Origin of the sequence: Streptomyces sp. NBC_00572 (assembly GCF_026341815.1) — a bacterium.
In the GTDB taxonomy this organism is placed as follows: domain Bacteria; phylum Actinomycetota; class Actinomycetes; order Streptomycetales; family Streptomycetaceae; genus Streptomyces.
The window spans coordinates 1,882,398-1,898,694 of the sequence record NZ_JAPENX010000001.1; the positions used below are offsets into that span (position 1 = coordinate 1,882,398).

Sequence of the window (16,297 nt, forward strand, 5' to 3'; positions counted from 1 at the left end):
GGAGGGGGGCTTCCGGGAGCGGTAGCGGGGGCGAGACGGGGCAGGCCCCCCGGCACGGGGGTGCGGGGGGCCTGCCTGAATCCTCTACGGGTGTCCGGGACGGCGTCGCGTCAGCGCGCGGGCGCCGCCGGTCGGGGCATCAGTAGCGGTAGTGGTCCGGCTTGAACGGGCCCTCGACGTCGACGCCGATGTACGCGGCCTGCTCGGGGCGGAGGGTCGTCAGCTTGACGCCGAGCGCGGCCAGGTGGAGGCGGGCGACCTTCTCGTCCAGGTGCTTCGGCAGGACGTAGACGTCGGTCGGGTACTCCTGCGGCTTCGTGAAGAGCTCGATCTGGGCCAGGGTCTGGTCCGCGAACGAGTTCGACATGACGAAGGAGGGGTGGCCGGTCGCGTTGCCCAGGTTGAGCAGGCGGCCCTCGGACAGGACGATGAGGACCTTGCCGTCGGGGAACTTCCAGGTGTGGACCTGCGGCTTGACCTCGTCCTTGACGATGCCCTCGATCTTGGCGAGACCGGCCATGTCGATCTCGTTGTCGAAGTGGCCGATGTTGCCGACGATGGCCTGGTGCTTCATCTTGGCCATGTCCGTGGCCATGATGATGTCCTTGTTGCCGGTCGTGGTGATGAAGATGTCGGCCGTCTCGACGACGTCGTCCAGGGTCGCGACCTGGTAGCCGTCCATCGCCGCCTGGAGCGCGCAGATCGGGTCGATCTCGGTGACGATGACGCGGGCGCCCTGGCCGCGGAGGGACTCGGCGCAGCCCTTGCCGACGTCGCCGTAGCCGAAGACGACCGCGGTCTTGCCGCCGATGAGGACGTCGGTGGCGCGGTTGATGCCGTCGATGAGGGAGTGGCGGCAGCCGTACTTGTTGTCGAACTTCGACTTCGTCACGGCGTCGTTCACGTTGATCGCCGGGAAGAGGAGGTCGCCGGCCTGCTGCATCTCGTACAGGCGGTGGACGCCGGTGGTGGTCTCCTCGGTCACGCCGCGGATCTCGGACGCCAGCTGGGTCCACTTCTGCGGGTTCTCGCCGAGGGTGCGGTTGAGGAGACGGAGGATGTGGCCGTACTCCTCGCTGTCCGCGGTGGCCGGGTCCGGCGCGGAGCCGGCCTTCTCGAACTCGACGCCCTTGTGGACGAGGAGGGTGGCGTCACCACCGTCGTCGAGGATCATGTTCGGGCCGCCGGTGGGCGTGTTCGGCCAGGTGAGGGCCTGCTCGGTGCACCACCAGTACTCCTCCAGGGTCTCGCCCTTCCAGGCGAAGACCGGAACACCCTGCGGGTTCTCCGGGGTGCCGTTCGGGCCGACGGCGATGGCCGCGGCGGCGTGGTCCTGGGTGGAGAAGATGTTGCAGGAGGCCCAGCGGACCTCGGCGCCGAGGGCCACGAGGGTCTCGATGAGGACAGCGGTCTGCACGGTCATGTGCAGGGAGCCGGTGACGCGGGCGCCGGCGAGCGGCTGCTGCTCGGCGTACTCGCGGCGGATCGACATCAGGCCGGGCATCTCGTGCTCGGCGAGGGTGATCTCCTTGCGGCCGAAGACGGCCAGGGAGAGGTCGGCGACCTTGAAGTCCTGGTGGGCGGCAGTCGTCATGACTGGGCTGCTCCTCGTGTGTTCGAGTGCGAGGGTCGGTTGGGGCGCCGGGCACCACGGAGGCTCCCTGGGCACAGGAATGCCCGGGGTTTTCCACGATGCCGTCGTCGGAGGCCCTCTCTCCCTCGGCCGGTCCGCGAGGACCGCCCGACCGCCATCAGCAGCGACGTCTGGCTGGTCACGAATCTACACCGGACAGCGCGGCGGGCCACAGTCCGCATCGGGCCGCGGGGCGCCGCCGACGACCCGTACAGATGCGCGAAACCCCCGGAACCGTGGGGTTCCGGGGGTCTTGTGGGGCGGGGTCAGTGGTCGCTGCCGCCCGGGGTCTTGGCCGGATTCGTGCCGGCCGACGCTGCCGTCTCGCTGTAGACGTCGGGCTCCAGGTAGATGACCCGGGCGATCGGGACGGCGGCGCGGATGCGGTCCTCGGCGGCGTTGATCGCGTTCGCGACGTCGGCGGCCGAGTCGTCGTGCTGGACGGCGATCTTGGCGGCGACGAGGAGCTCCTCCGGACCGAGGTGGAGCGTACGCATGTGGATGAGGCGGGTGACGGTCTCGCCGTCGACGACCGCGGCCTCGATCTTCTTGACCTCGTCGGTGCCGGCGGACTCGCCGAGCAGCAGCGACTTGGTCTCGGCGGCGAGGACGATCGCGATGACGATGAGCAGGATGCCGATGCAGAGGGTGCCGATGCCGTCCCAGACGCCGTCGTCGGTCAGCAGGGCGAGGCCGACGCCGCCGAGCGCGAGGAAGAGGCCGACGAGCGCGCCGAGGTCCTCCAGGAGGACGACGGGGAGTTCGGGGGCCTTGGCGCGGCGGACGAACTGCGTCCAGGTGAGGCCGCCGCGGATCAGGTTCGACTCCTTGATGGCGGTGCGGAAGGAGAAGGACTCGGCGATGATCGCGAAGACGAGCACGCCGACCGGCCAGTACCAGGCCTCGATCGGGTGCGGGTGCTTGATCTTCTCGTAGCCCTCGTAGATGGCGAACATGCCACCGACGGAGAAGAGCACGATGGAGACGAGGAACGCGTAGATGTAGCGCTCGCGGCCGTAGCCGAAGGGGTGCTGCGGCGTCGCCTCGCGCTGGGCCTTCTTGCCGCCGAGGAGCAGCAGGCCCTGGTTGCCGGAGTCGGCGAGCGAGTGGACGCTCTCCGCGAGCATCGACGACGAACCACTGAAGAGGAACGCCACGAACTTGGCTACGGCGATCGCGAGGTTGGCGGCGAGTGCCGCCACGATCGCCTTGGTTCCGCCTGACGCACTCATGGGTGTACGTGGTCCCTTCGTCGATGCACCGGCACTGTCGCCGCGGTTCGGCCGGTCATTGTCGCATCAGGCCACGACGGTGGCGCGGAAGACCGTCCCCGTACCGGAGAGTGCGGTGCTCTCGCCCGCGGGCACGAAGACGGATTCGCCGGGGGCGAGGGTGACTTCGCCCGCCTTCGGGCGGCCCGCGACCGCGAGCAGGATCTGCGGGGTGGGGCTGGTCAGGTCGGTCGGGGCGGCGCCCTCCGGCCGTACGAAACGGGACAGACGGAACTCGTCGATCGGGGTGTCGTAGACCTCCTCCCCCGTCGGGGAGGCCTCGGGGCGCAGGACGGCCGGGTCGGCCGGCTCGAAGCGGACCACGCGCAGGAGTTCGGGGACGTCGACGTGCTTGGGGGTGAGTCCGCAGCGCAGCACGTTGTCGGAGTTGGCCATGATCTCGACGCCGAGGCCGCCGAGGTAGGCGTGCGGGACGCCCGCGCCCAGGTAGAGGGCCTCGCCGGGCTGGAGCCGGACCGGGTTGAGGAGCATCGCGGCGATGACGCCGGGGTCGCCCGGGAAGTGGTGGGCGAGAGTCGCGTACGGGGCGTGGGCACCGCCGAGGCGATCGGCGGCCGCGGCCGCCTCCGCGACGGTGTGCGCCATCTCCTCCGGGTCGGCGGTCAGCAGCGCCGTCATGACCTCGCGGAGCGCGGCCTCTTCGGGGTGGGCGTACAGCAGGTCGACGTACGGCTTCAGCGAGTCGACACCGAGCCCGGCGATGACGTCGGCGGCCTCGGCGGGGGCGCGGAAACCGCACAGCCCCTCGAAGGGGGTGAGCGCGCAGATCATCTCGGGCTTGTGGTTGGCGTCCTTGTACGTGCGGTGCGGGGCGTCGATCGGGATGCCGGCGGCCTCCTCGGCCGCGTACCCCTCCTGCGCCTCGGCCAGGTCGGGGTGGGCCTGGAGGGAGAGCGGGGCGCCGGCGGCGAGCACCTTCAGCAGGAACGGCAGACGCGGTCCGAACTTCGCCGCGGAACGCTCCCCCAGCTCGCGTACGGGATCGGCGTCGATCAGCTCGTTCAGCGAGCCGCGCTCGGTGCGGGAGGGCGCGCCGGGGTGGGCGCCCATCCACATCTCGGCCTGGGGCTCGCCGGTCGGGGCGATGCCGAGCAGCTCCGGGATGGCCGTCGTGGATCCCCAGGCGTAGGGGCGAACGGTGTTGACGAGGCGGTCCATGGTGCCTGCCAGCTCCTCAAGGTCGTGACGGATGGTGAGGGGTGTCGGAAGACAGATGACAGGGGGCGGGTGACGGGTGGGTTACCGGGTGGTGGACGGGGTGGTGGGCGGGGTGACGGGCCGGATGGTGGGCGAGGTCGTGGGCGGGGTGACGGGCCGGATGGTGGGCGAGGTCGTGGGCGGGATTGCGGGTGTAGGGCGGTCCCGGGCGGGTGCCTTCGCCGCGTCAGACCGCCGTACGGCCCGGAGTGGTCAGGGAGAGGTAGACCGCGGCGAAGTCGGTCACCGCGAGCAGTTCCGCCAGGGTCTCCAGGTCATCACCCTCCTCCGGCTCCAGCTCGCTGACGGCCGTCTCGTGACTCAGCGCCAGTTCGCGGGCCGCGTGTGCGGCGGTCAGGCCGTCCGCCGGGCGGTCCCTCAGCAGGACGACCCGGGCGCGGAGCGCCTGCGGCTCGTCGACCCGGTCCCGGAAGAAGTCGTCGGGGTCGGCACCCGCCGCGTAGTCGCCCGCAAGCAGGACGCCGTGGGCCGGCAGCGCCTCCGGGAGTTCGGCGGCCAGGGCCGGCAGCCCCGCGAGCTCGGCGAGGACCGCGGCGAAACGACGGCCCGCCGGGCCCGCCGCGGCGCCCTCCGTCCAGATCAGCGGAAGCGAGTCCGCGAGCTCGGCGGCGAGCGTCTTCGCCGGGTTGCTGTACGTGGCGATGGCCGGGCCGCAGCGCTCGGCCGTACGGTCCAGGCGGTCGGCGACCTTCTCCAGGGCCTCCTGCGACGCCTCCAGGAGACCGACCCGGTCGAGCAGCATGAGCAGCGGGGTGAACAGGGCCCAGAGGGTGCCGGGGCTCGCCGCGATGTTCTCGGCGTACTCGTTCGGGGCCTCGTTCGGGGCGATGGCCATCGGCACGAACAGGCCGCGGGAGCCGCTGACGGTCTCGGCCAGCGGGGAGGCCTTCGGGGCGACGGCGACGACGGTGATGCCGCGGCGGTACGCCTGCTCGGCGAGGAGCGCCAGGCCCGGTTCGGAGCCGTCCGTCGTCGGCAGCAGGAGGAGGTCCACGGAGCCCGCCCAACCGGGCAGCGCCCAGCGCAGGGCGCCGGCGGCGGGGGCGACGCCGGTCGGCTGGAGGCGTACGACGGGGGCGGAGGCTCCTGCCAGGGCGCCGATCAGGTCGGCGACGGCCGCGGCGGCGGTGCCCGGGCCCGCGACCAGGACCGCGCGGGGGCGGCCCTCGGGGTGGAGGTCCGCGATGCCGGCCTCGGCGGCGTGGCGGGCTGCCGTCCTCACCCGGGCGCCGGCTTCGGCGGCGCCGCGGAGGAGGCCGCGGCGGTCGGCCAGGGCGAGGTCGTCCGGGGCGTCGAGGAGGGTCTCGTCGAGCATGGGGCGGGTGCCTCCGGTCGCGTCGTCGTCGCGGGTCCCCTTGCGGGGGGGCTTGGGGGGCGGTGCCTGTTGGTGGGGGCACCTTCTATGGTGCGGGTGTTTTGGGGTGCGGGGCCTCTTGGGTGCGGGACCTCTTGGTGCGGGCTCGCGGTGGTGCGGGGCCTCTTGGTGCGGGACCTGTGGTGCGGGCTCGCGGTGGTGCGGGTGCGGTGGCCTGGGGGTGCCCGGCCTTCGGCCGGGCTTTTCGCTTCCCACCCGCACCACCCGTGCAACTGGGAGGGCAGAGGTGCGGGCTTCCCGTGGGGGGTGCTCGCCGTTGGCGGCGGACCCTCCGGGGGAGAGTGAAGGTCGCCGGCCGACCCTCCCTGGGGGAGGAGACCGCCGGCCGGCTCTCCCCGGAGAGGAAGGCTGCTGCCCGGCGGCCCAGTCCGGGTGAGGAAGGCTGCCGGCCAGCCCTCCGGGGACTAGGACCGCTGCCCGACCTCCGCGGACGAAGGCTGCCGCCCCACCTCCGGAAACTAGGACCGCCCGCCGCCCCACCCTCCGCGGACGAAGCTGCTGCCCCACCCTCCGGAGACCAAGGCCGCTGCCCCACCCTCCGCGGACGAAGGCCGCTGCCCGACCCTCCCGGGGGAGGTTGCCCGGTGGGGCGTTGGGGTGCCCGGTGGGTTGGGGCCGGGGCCTGCGTGGGCCGGGATCGGGCCTTGGTGTGACCCTGTCCTGCTTTCGTCGTGGTGACGTTGCTCGGGCGGGCTGTCGCCTTTCGGTGGCCGCTGCCTCCGGCCCGGGTTACGGGCGGCGGGCTTCGTCTGTCAGGAGGACCGGGATGTTGTCGCGGACCGGGTAGGCGAGGCCGCAGTCGGGGCTCGTGCAGATGAGTTCGGGGGTCTCGTCCGCCGTGCGGTCGTTCAGTGGAGCGTGGCACGCGGGGCAGGCCAGGATCTCCAGGAGGCCGGCTTCGAGCGGCATGGGGTGTCCCTTCGAACAAGCGGTTTCGGGCCAGGTCAGCCTACCGCCGGGGGACGGGGGGTGCCCCGTTCCCCGGCGGTCTGCGGTCGACGGGTCAGGCGGTCGCTCGGACCAGGGCCAGGACCTCGTCGCGGATCTTGGTCATGGTCGCCTCGTCGCGGGCCTCGACGTTGAGGCGCAGCAGCGGCTCCGTGTTGGAGGCGCGGAGGTTGAACCACCAGTCGGCGGCCGTGACCGTGAGGCCGTCGAGGTCGTCGAGGGTGACGCCCTCGCCCTCGTACGTCGCCCTGACCTTGGCCGCGCTCGCCGCCTGGTCCGCGACCGTCGAGTTGATCTCACCCGAGGAGGCGTAGCGGTCGTAGGCCGCGACCAGGCCGGACAGGGGGCCGTCCTGGCCGCCCAGGGCCGCCAGGACGTGGAGCGCGGCCAGCATGCCGGTGTCCGCGTTCCAGAAGTCCTTGAAGTAGTAGTGCGCCGAGTGCTCGCCGCCGAAGATCGCGCCGGTCTTCGCCATCTCCTCCTTGATGAAGGAGTGGCCGACGCGTGTACGGACCGGCTCGCCGCCGTTCTCGCGGACGACCTCCGGCACCGACCACGAGGTGATCAGGTTGTGGATGATCGTTCCGCCGGGGGTCTTCGCGAGCTCGCGCGCGGCGACGAGGGCGGTGATCGCGGAGGGCGAGACGGGCTCGCCGCGCTCGTCGACGACGAAGCAGCGGTCGGCGTCCCCGTCGAAGGCCAGGCCCAGGTCGGCGCCTTCGGCCAGGACGCGGGCCTGGAGGTCGACGATGTTCTTCGGGTCGAGCGGGTTGGCCTCGTGGTTCGGGAACGTGCCGTCCAGCTCGAAGTACATCGGGACGGTGTCCAGCGGCAGGCCCGCGAAGACGGTGGGGACCGTGTGGCCGCCCATGCCGTTGCCCGCGTCCACGACGACCTTGAGGGGGCGGATCGTCCTCAGGTCCACCAGCGACTTCAGGTAGGTCGCGTAGTCCGTGAGGGTGTCCCGGTGCGTGATCGTGCCCGGGGTCGGGGCGGCCTCCGGCGCGCCGGTCTCCGACCAGCGTTCCGCGAGTTCGCGGATCTCGGCCAGGCCGGTGTCCTGGCCCACCGGGGCCGCGCCCGCGCGGCACATCTTGATGCCGTTGTACTGGGCCGGGTTGTGCGAGGCGGTGAACATCGCGCCGGGCAGATCGAAGCTGCCGGAAGCGAAGTACAGCTGGTCGGTGGAGCAGAGCCCGATCAGGGTGACGTCGGCGCCGAGGCGGGCCGCGCCGCGCGCGAAGGCGTCCGAGAGACCGGGTGACGAGGGACGCATGTCATGGCCGACGACGATCGCGTCGGCGTCCGTCACTCGTACGAAGGCGGCGCCGAAGAGTTCGGCGAGCGTCTCGTCCCACTGGTCGGGTACCACTCCGCGGACGTCGTACGCCTTCACGATCTGCGACAGATCGGCAGTCACGGATCCACCCTCCTGAGTTCTCGGCACGCGTGTGCGGCGCGTGTAGGACGCCAAAACTACCCGGAGCGGGGAGGGGGTACGCGGATGGTGGCCGGTTGCGCTCAGTTGTCGGGGGAGCGCAACACTCTCAGGTGCCCACGGCGTCCGACCTCCATGGGGTCGCCGCCGCGGCCTCCGCCGCCCTTGCCGCCGGCCTCGGCCGCGCGTTCCTGGGGGCGGGCCGCCTCCCGAACCGCGTTGGCCAGGGCTTCGAGGTCGTCGCCACTGGGGCGGGGCGGGGCGGAACCGTCGGTCAGCCGCACGACCTCCCACCCCCGTGGGGCGGTCAGGCGCTCGCTGTGCTGGGCGCACAGGTCGTAGCAGTGGGGCTCGGCGTAGGTGGCGAGCGGGCCGAGGACCGCAGTCGAGTCGGCATAGACGTACGTCAGTGTCGCGACGGCAGGGCGGCCGCACGCAGTGCGCGAACAGCGACGTACAGGGCTCACGACGTTGGACGGTACCGCACTCTTGAGCGGGCCGCGACGACTCTCCCTCAGGTCACTCCACCGTGTCGTGCTGTGACCTCCGCCACCCCCCTTCGAGTGGCGGCCGGTCTGACCTGCGGGGGAGGGGGCACAAGGGGGTGGCGCCGGGAGTCGATCCGGACAGTCCGGGGTACGGATCCGGTCATCCACGGCCGGATGGCCGATCGCGAGGGGCCCCGGAATCGGGCGGGTGGTTGGCCGGAATGTTCAGGTTTCGACATGGGGCGTGGTGGCGGGGCCGGGTCACCCGGGAAGGTGGCGAGGATGCGCCACGGTGCGCGGACACCGATGAGGGTTACGCTGCGTCAGTGATGGACAGTCCTGTGCCGCCGAGCCCCCCGCAGAACTCCACGGAGCCTCCGGCGGAGCCTCGGGTGCGCCGCCGCGACCGGCACGGCCGCGGGATGCGCGGACCGGTCGCCCCGCCGCAGGTACCCCTCTCCACGAGCCGGGCCGACACCTTCCGCGATCTCGTCCTCGACTCGGTGGAGCGCCTGGAGCGGCGCTGGCCGCAGCTCGCCGACGTCGAGTTCATGGTGATGGAGGTGCCGCCGCCGGTGTCGGGCGAGACGGTGCCGCTGGGTGGTTCGGCGCCCGCCGAGAAGAACGAACCGGCCCGGGTGATCGTCTACCGGCGGCCCGTCGAGATCCGTTCGAAGAACCGGGACGAGCGGGCGCTCCTGGTCCACGAGGTGGTCGTGGAGCAGGTCGCGGAGCTGCTGGGGCTGTCGCCCGAGTCGGTCGATCCCCGGTACGGGCAGGACTGACTCCCCGGAGGACCGAATCCCTCGTGTGGGGGATCGATTCCTTCGTGAGGATTGCTTCCTTCGTCCGGGCGGGCCGGTCCCCCACCCGTGCCGCCGCGCTCCTAGTCCAGGACTCCCAGGTCCTGGTGGGCCGACGGGACCTCGACCGTGCCCCGGTCGTCGGTGAAGGTCTGGATCGTGAACATCGGGGTGCCGTCCAGCGGCACCGCGAGCGTCCGGGCCGCGTACACCTTGCCGCCCGAGACCGGTTCCACGGTCAGCGCGTAGGAACCCTTGAGGCCCTCGGGGACCAGGTCGGTGAGGGCGGTCGTCGTGCCCCCCTTGACCGTGACCGTCTTCGACACGGGCGTCCCGCCGCCGGAACCAGCCGAGGCCGTGACCTTGACCTGGGCGGCGGCGCCGGGGGGAACGGTCAGGGCGAGGGTCGTGCCCTTGGCGCGGTTGTCGGCGACCGTCGCGCGGGCGGCGATCGCCGCCGTCGCCGGTACGAAGGCGATCTCGGTGTCGTCGCCCTTGCCGCGGACCACCCGGAGGGCGGCCACGACCGGGGTGGGCTTCTTCGGGTCGCTCGGGGTGAGCAGCAGCGAGCCCACCTGGCCGCGGGTCAGGTCCGGGAGTTCGGCGGAGGCCGTCATCCCCGACTTCACGTGGAGGGAGCCGGCGCTCACCGGGACGATCGTGCCGTCCTTGGAGACCAGCTGGATCTTCAGGTCGGCGTCCTCCTCGCCCGGGACGAAGGCCACCAGACGTACGGAGGTGGCGTCGGCCGGGATGCCGGGGAGCACGGCGGTGCTCGCCGGGTCGGCCGAGGCCGCGAGCCAGTCGCTGCCGAGCTTGTCGTCGGCGGAGCCGATGGCCGCGCCGACGCGTCCGCTGCGGGTGGTGACGTGGACGGTGACGGACTGCTGTGCGGCCGCGCCCGTGAGGGTGGAGAGCAGGACCGGGACGGTGGAGTGGGCGGGGACGGGGATGCCCTCGGTGAACTGGGACTTGAGGACGCCCTCGGGGCCGTACAGCTCGATGTCGGCGACGGCGGCCGTGTCGTCCGGGTTGGTGAGGTGGACGTAGTCCTGGCGTTCCTTGGCGGTGGAGGCCGCCGGGAACCAGAAGTCGGTGTCGGGGGCGCCGCAGGTGAGGCCGAGGAGGCCTCGTGCGCCGCCCGCCGGGACGACGGTGGTCTGCTGAACGGTCCAGCCGGGGGCGAGGGTGCCGGTGGCCGAACCGGTGAGGGCGGGGGCGGTGGCGCCGTTCGCCTCGGCGGTGACGGGCTTGCCGGGGGCGGTGACGGTGGCCGGGGCCTTGGGGGCGTTGGGCTTCTTGCCGCCCTTGGCGGTGCCGCCGGAGGCCGTCGTGCTCGCGGCGGGGCGCAGCTGGGCGAGGGGGGTGGTGGGCTTCCCGGCCGTGCCGGAGCCGCCCTTCGCCGTGCCCGTACCGCTGCTGACCGGGGTGTACGAGGTGTAGAGGGTCTCGGCCACCTCGGACGTGCTGGGCACCGGGCAGGCCAGGCCGGCGCGCTCGACCGGCAGCCGGGTGGGTGCCTTGGCCTCGGGGGCGGCGGCGCCGCCGGGGGCGGTCAGGGACGCGAAGCCGGTGACGGCGGCGAGCGCCGTGGCGCCCGCGATCAGGGAGAGGGTCGTGCGCTTCACTGGTTGCTGCTCCCGTCGGGACGCTGCTCGGTCTCGTGGCCCTGGGGGTGCCCGTAGCCGTAGGTGTACGGGTCGTACTGCTGCTGTTCGTAACCCTGCTGGTCGTACTGCTGCTGCTGCGGGTCGTACTGCTGCTGGTCGTAGCCCTGTTCGGCGTACGGCTGCTGCTGGTCGTACTGCTGCGGCTGCTGGTCGTAGCCCTGCTGGGGGTACGCGTACGGCTGCTGCTGGTACGGGTCGGCCGCGTACTCCTGGTAGTAGCCCTGGTCTCCCTGGTCGGCGTACGCCTGGGGCTGGGGCTGCTCCTGGGCCTGGGCCTGGGCCTGGGCGTAGGCCGGGTCGTAGCCGCCGTTCCATTCCTGGGGCTCGTACGCCTGCTGCTCGGGGATCGGGGCGGGGGCGGGCTCCGGTTCGGGAACGGTCCCGGCGGCTTCGGCGCCCTCGGCCTCCGCCTCCGCGGCGGCGCGCAGACGGCGGGCCCGGCGGCCGTCGCCCTCGGTGGCCTGGGCGGGGATCGCGAGCTCCTCCTCGGGCAGGTCGTCGTCGATCTCGCGGCGGCGACCGGGCAGGGCGAGGACGAGCAGGACGACGGCGAGGCCGACCTGGGCCCAGATCCACGCGGTGTGGGTGAGCGGCTGGTCGTACGTGAGGTCGAGGCGGCCGGCCGTGGCGGGGAGTTCGAAGCCCTGGGCCCAGCCGTCGACGGTGGTGCGGGTCAGCTCCTTGCCGTCGAGGGTGGCGGTCCAGCCCTCGTCGGCGCGGTCGGCGATGCGCAGGACGCGGCCGGTGGGGCCGGCCGGGATGTCGGTGTGGGCCTCGACGGGGCCGGCGGCGACGGCGACGGGGGCGGTCGGCGTCTTGGAGTTCGTGGTCCCCTGCGTCGCGCCTTCCGCGGTCTTCGCCGTCGGCGGGACGATCATGATGCGGGCGATCTCGCGGTCCACGCGCCAGAGCGCGCTGCCGTCGAGCTGGCTGAGGCGGCTGAGGCCGGGGGTGGAGTCGAGGACGCGGCTCATCTGGCGGGGTGCCCCGTCCCGTACGAGGACGTAGCGGATCGCGTAGCCGCTGAGCTCCTGGGTCTGGTCGGCGCCGGAGCCCGCGACGAGGTGGGCGACGACGTCGTCGAGGCGCGGGTCGGCCTCGGCGGTCGTGGTGAGTTCGCCGTCGCCGAGGCGGGCGCCGGAGCCGCGGACCAGGGTGTAGGCGACCTCGCCGGGCGAGGTGCCGCCGAGGACGAGGGTGCGGGGCTGGTCGCGGGTGCCGGACTCCTCGGCGACGAACGCCGGGACCTGGACCGGGTCGCGCCGGGTCAGCGGGCCGTCGGCGCCGCCGATCATCCAGCCGACGGCGGCGGCGGCGGGGCCGAGGGCGCAGCCGAGGGCGATGAGGGCGGCGACGGGCTGGCGCCAGCCGAAGCCGTGGGCGGCGACGCGGGTGCGGCCGCCCTCGGCTCCGATCATGCCGGCGGCGATGAGGGCGGCGCCGTAGACGAGGGTGGCGGGTCCGGCCCAGCCGGTGCCGCCCGCGCCGTTGGACAGGGCGGCGAAGAGGAGGCCGGCGAGGCCGGCGGCCCAGGCGGCGCGGACCGCGAGCTGTCGCTCCTCGCGCAGGAGTCCGGCCAGGCCGGCGAGGACGAGGCCGGCCAGGAGGAGGCCGCCGGTGGTGCCGGGGCCGCCGGGGCTGGTGGCGAGCAGGTCGAGCGCGGTGGCCGTGCCCGTACGGATGTCGAGGCCGGCCTCGCGCAGGAACGCGGCCGGGTCGGTGAGCAGGGTCAGCGACCAGGGCGCGAGGACGAGGAGCGGGGTGCCGACGGCGGCCAGGAAGCGCAGCCCGTACGCGGTGATGTCGGAGCGGCGTACGACGAGCACGCCGAGGCCGAGGAGGACGGCGAGCGGCCAGACGACCGGGGTGAACGCGGTCGCGAAGGTCAGCAGGAAGGTGTACGCCCAGGTGGCGCGCCAGCTGCCCCGGTCGGGCCGGTTGAAGCCGTGGGCGGCGACGGCGGCGCGGGCCGTCAGCGGCAGCAGGATCGCGAGGACGGCGGTGCCGAGCCGGCCGGTGGCGAGGGCCCCGGTGGCGGCGGGCAGGAAGGCGTACGCGATGGCGCCCCACGCGCGCAGGAGCCGGGACTCGACGATGCCGCGGGCGGCGAAGTACGCGGTGAAGCCGGCGAGCGGGACCGAGCAGACGAGCAGCAGGGTCAGCGCGGTGGAGGTGGAGCCGAGGAACAGCGCGGAGAGCGCGGCCAGGACGGCGAGGTAGGGCGGGGCGGTCTGGGTGCCGCCGGTGCCGAGGGCGTGCCAGGAGTCGGCGTACCGCGACCAGAGTTCGGAGACGGTGTCGGGCGCGGGCAGCAGGGCGCCCCCGGCCAGGGAGCCGCCGGCGAAGAGGTTGCGGCAGGCGACCAGGGAGATGACGAGCAGCAGGGCGAAGAGGACCGGGCCCGGCTTGCGGGCGATCTTCTTGAGCCGGGCGAACTGCTCGATCTCCAGGTAGTCGGCGTCGTCGCCGCCGGGTCCCGACTCGACGACGCCGCGGCGGGAGCCGCCGGAGTCGGCCTCGGAGCCGCCGAAGTCGGCGGTGAGCTGTTCGACGGCGGCGCGGACGGTGGCGCCGGGCGGCGGGAACAGCGGGCGGAGTTCGCTGGCGGGGACGACGGGGTTCTTGCGCCGCTTGCGGGCGGCGAGGATCTTCTCGGGGCGCAGCAGGGTGGCGAGGAGGCCCATGACCTCGTCGACGGCCTGGCCGGGGACCTTGCCGACGAGATAGGCGAGGGTGCGGAGCAGGGTGCTGACGACGAGGCGTGCGAAGACGTACGGGAGCGCGGCGCCGCGGGTGTTGGCGAGGAGGGTGTAGACGGCGCCGGCCTTGTCGACGCGGTGCGGGTTGGCGGCGGTGCGGCCGGCGCAGTCGACGGTGCGGCGCTCGCGGGCGGAGGCCTCGGCGTGCCGGAGGACGGCGTCGGGGGCGATGAGGACGCGGTGGCCGGCGGAGTGGGCGCGCCAGCACAGGTCGACGTCGTCGCGCATGAGGGGCAGGCGGCGGTCGAAGCCGCCGAGCTCCTCGAAGACGTCGCGGCGGACGAGCATGCCGGCGGTGGAGACGGAGAGGACGGAGCGGACCTGGTCGTGCTGGCCCTGGTCCTGCTCGCGGCGGTCGAGTCCGGTCCAGCGGCGGCCGCTGCGGGCGATGGAGACGCCGGTCTCCAGGAGTTGCTTCCGGTCGTACCAGCCGCGCAGCTTGGGGCCGATGACGGCGGCGTCCGTGTCGGAGTCGGCGACGCGCAGGAGTTCGGCGAGGGCGCCGGGCTCGGGGGCGCAGTCGTCGTGGAGGAGCCAGAGCCACTGGACCGGTTCGCCGTGCGGGAGTTCGGGGAGGTCGTAGGCCTCGTCGTTCCAGCTCCGGCTGACCGGGTCCCAGCCGCTGGGCCGCTTCAGATAGGCGAGGTCCTCGGGTCCGAGCTCGGGCGCGGTGCGGGCGGCCTCCTCGACGGCGGCGCCGAAGCCGGTACGGCGCGCGAGGTGCAGGACGCGGTCGGCGCCGATGGCGTCGGCGAGGAGCTGCGCCGAGTCGTCGGCGCTGCCGGTGTCGGCCGCGACCACGTTCTGCACGGGGCGTTCCTGGGCGAGCAGCCCGGCGAGGGCGTCCGGCAGCCAGCGGGCGCCGTCGTGGGTGACGAGCACGGCGGTGACGACGTGTCGCGGAAACTCAGGAGTTGAGGACATCGAGCTACGGGCCCTCCGGCCGGGGTCGCCCGCGGGGGGCGTGGGGAGCGTCTCGGACGGAGGCCCACACTAACGGCTGCACGCGGAGCGGTCCGCCGCCCTGTGGACAGAGCGGGAGGAACGGGCCTGCTTCCCGTGGACGGTGGGGACGGGGCGGTTTCGCGCCGGGACACGCGAAACGGTCCGCCGCCTGTGGGTGAACCACAGGGGGCGGACCGTTCGTCGTGGTGTGGCGTGCGCGGGGCCCGGCAGGCTTCGCGCGGCTCAGACGGCGGCCTTCTTCAGGCGGCGTCGCTCGCGCTCGGAGAGGCCGCCCCAGATGCCGAACCGCTCGTCGTTCTGCAGGGCGTATTCGAGGCATTCGGAGCGGACCTCGCAGGCGAGGCAGACCTTCTTGGCCTCGCGGGTCGAGCCGCCCTTCTCGGGAAAGAAGGACTCGGGATCGGTCTGGGCGCACAGCGCGCGCTCCTGCCAGCCGAGTTCTTCGTCCGCGTCCTCGACCAGCAGTTCCTGGAACAACTCGGTCATGTGCGCCCCTCGTCTGTTCTGTGCGTCCCCGTGATGTTGCCGTTGCGAACCCGGCCGAACGACACGAGTGAAATTACAAGTTCGTGCTCTGCGCGAGTCAAGCCGAGATCTGCTATTGGGCCTCGTATTCACTCTGCGGAACCAAGCCTATGCGGAAAGTGTTCAAATCACCAAAAAACGAGACACATGCCACCGGCCTGGGTGCACCGTGCGCGGCCCTCACGGGAGAGGACGTCCGAGACTTGGATCTTGTTGCGATCCAGCCATGGAAGCGATCCGGATCACAGTCCGATCACGGACCGGTCGGAGTCCACGTGGTGACCGAGCGTGGTCGATCACGCGGGCGCCGCCATGTTTACGGGCACGGTTGAAGCGCCATCTCTCCTGGTCCGCGGCTGAACAAACCTTTCTCCGCGCCATGTAACCGGATGAGGTGAAACATTACCCCCAAATCGGGCATTGGGTTGACAGTCGGGTGCCGTTCCGGCCACCTTTGGTGGCATGCCAGCGACCGCAGCGCTCTCCGCGACCCACAGCCGTGGGTTCCGCAGCGCTGTCCAGGCGCGCTGTTGCTGTTGCTGTCCCAGCTGTTGATGCCGTAGAGCTCCAGCTTTTCTCCCAGCGTCACCCTGCGTCACTCGCGTCACTTCTTCTCCGTGACCCCCACCGCTTCTGTTTCTGCTGAGGACCACCCCACCCATGAACATGGACAGCGACCTTCAGATCGCCGGCGACATCCTCGAAGTCCCGCACCTGCTGCAGCCCGAGCGCGCCCACCCCGAGACGGTGGCCGAGTTCGCCGGCCTCGCGCGCTCGATCGCCGACGACCGCGCCCAGTGGGCCCCGTACGTCGAATACGACGCCACGACCCGCTGGTACCACCGGCTGCGCACCGGCCCCGGCTACGAGGTGTGGCTGCTCTCCTGGGTGCCCGGCCAGGGCAGCGGGCGCCACGACCACGGGCTCTCCTCCGGCGTACTGACCGTCCTGGAGGGCGAGTTGACGGAGCGCACGGACCGGGGCGCACGGACGCTCACGCCGGGCGCCGAGCGGGTCTTCGCGCCCGGGTACGTCCACGAGGTCGTCAACGACTCCCTCGAACCGGCCGTCAGCCTCCACGTCTACTTCCCGGGCCTCACCGAGATGCCCATGCACGAGTCGCTCCAGGCGCAGTGCGCCCCGGTCACCGCCCCTGTCACCCCGGCCGTCGTCGTCGCCTGA

General features: G+C 72.7%; 12 protein-coding genes. 2 read left to right on the forward strand and 10 right to left on the reverse strand.

Annotation, left to right across the window (positions count from 1 at the left end):
- Positions 1 to 139: 139 nt before the first annotated feature.
- The 7 genes from ahcY to OG514_RS08585 all read right to left on the reverse strand — a co-directional run bounded on the left by ahcY (position 140) and on the right by OG514_RS08585 (position 8,422).
- Positions 140 to 1,594, reverse strand: a complete 1,455-nt coding sequence (gene ahcY, locus OG514_RS08555) for an adenosylhomocysteinase (protein ID WP_266892505.1) — start codon at positions 1,592 to 1,594, stop codon at positions 140 to 142.
- Between the two features lie 305 nt (positions 1,595 to 1,899).
- Positions 1,900 to 2,865, reverse strand: coding sequence for a cation diffusion facilitator family transporter (locus tag OG514_RS08560; protein WP_266892507.1), 966 nt, complete (start codon positions 2,863 to 2,865; stop codon positions 1,900 to 1,902).
- Between the two features lie 66 nt (positions 2,866 to 2,931).
- Positions 2,932 to 4,083, reverse strand: a complete 1,152-nt coding sequence (manA, locus tag OG514_RS08565) for a mannose-6-phosphate isomerase, class I (protein WP_266892509.1) — start codon at positions 4,081 to 4,083, stop codon at positions 2,932 to 2,934.
- A 226-nt stretch (positions 4,084 to 4,309) separates the two neighbouring features.
- Positions 4,310 to 5,458, reverse strand: a complete 1,149-nt coding sequence (locus OG514_RS08570) for an SIS domain-containing protein (RefSeq protein WP_266892511.1) — start codon at positions 5,456 to 5,458, stop codon at positions 4,310 to 4,312.
- Positions 5,459 to 6,247: 789 nt separating this feature from the next.
- Positions 6,248 to 6,427, reverse strand: a complete 180-nt coding sequence (locus tag OG514_RS08575) for a Trm112 family protein (RefSeq protein ID WP_073915537.1) — start codon at positions 6,425 to 6,427, stop codon at positions 6,248 to 6,250.
- Between the two features lie 94 nt (positions 6,428 to 6,521).
- A complete protein-coding gene (locus OG514_RS08580) occupies positions 6,522 to 7,886 on the reverse strand; it encodes a phosphomannomutase/phosphoglucomutase (RefSeq protein ID WP_266892516.1) in 1,365 nt (454 codons plus the stop codon).
- Between the two features lie 101 nt (positions 7,887 to 7,987).
- The gene (locus tag OG514_RS08585) at positions 7,988 to 8,422 is read right to left on the reverse strand and encodes a DUF3499 domain-containing protein (protein WP_079042180.1); all 435 of its coding nucleotides are present in this window, start codon (positions 8,420 to 8,422) and stop codon (positions 7,988 to 7,990) included.
- A gap of 299 nt (positions 8,423 to 8,721) precedes the next feature.
- Between OG514_RS08585 and OG514_RS08590 the strand changes: the two genes are divergently transcribed.
- On the forward strand, positions 8,722 to 9,177 hold the full coding sequence (locus tag OG514_RS08590) for a metallopeptidase family protein (protein ID WP_266900791.1): 456 nt from the start codon (positions 8,722 to 8,724) through the stop codon (positions 9,175 to 9,177).
- Between the two features lie 101 nt (positions 9,178 to 9,278).
- On the opposite strand, the gene OG514_RS08595 is transcribed toward OG514_RS08590, so the two are convergent.
- From OG514_RS08595 to OG514_RS08605, 3 genes are all read right to left on the reverse strand, one after another.
- Positions 9,279 to 10,823 carry a DUF5719 family protein gene (locus OG514_RS08595; protein ID WP_266892518.1) on the reverse strand — a complete coding sequence of 515 codons (1,545 nt, stop codon included), beginning with the start codon at positions 10,821 to 10,823 and terminating at the stop codon, positions 9,279 to 9,281.
- Positions 10,820 to 14,548, reverse strand: coding sequence for a glycosyltransferase family 2 protein (locus OG514_RS08600; protein ID WP_266892520.1), 3,729 nt, complete (start codon positions 14,546 to 14,548; stop codon positions 10,820 to 10,822). The genes OG514_RS08595 and OG514_RS08600 overlap by 4 nt, the downstream gene beginning before the upstream one ends.
- Before the next feature lie 264 nt (positions 14,549 to 14,812).
- Complete coding sequence (locus OG514_RS08605) at positions 14,813 to 15,076, reverse strand: WhiB family transcriptional regulator (RefSeq protein WP_015033978.1); 264 nt, start codon at positions 15,074 to 15,076, stop codon at positions 14,813 to 14,815.
- A 699-nt stretch (positions 15,077 to 15,775) separates the two neighbouring features.
- Here OG514_RS08605 and OG514_RS08610 point away from each other — a divergent pair.
- Positions 15,776 to 16,297, forward strand: coding sequence for a cysteine dioxygenase family protein (locus OG514_RS08610; RefSeq protein WP_266892529.1), 522 nt, complete (start codon positions 15,776 to 15,778; stop codon positions 16,295 to 16,297).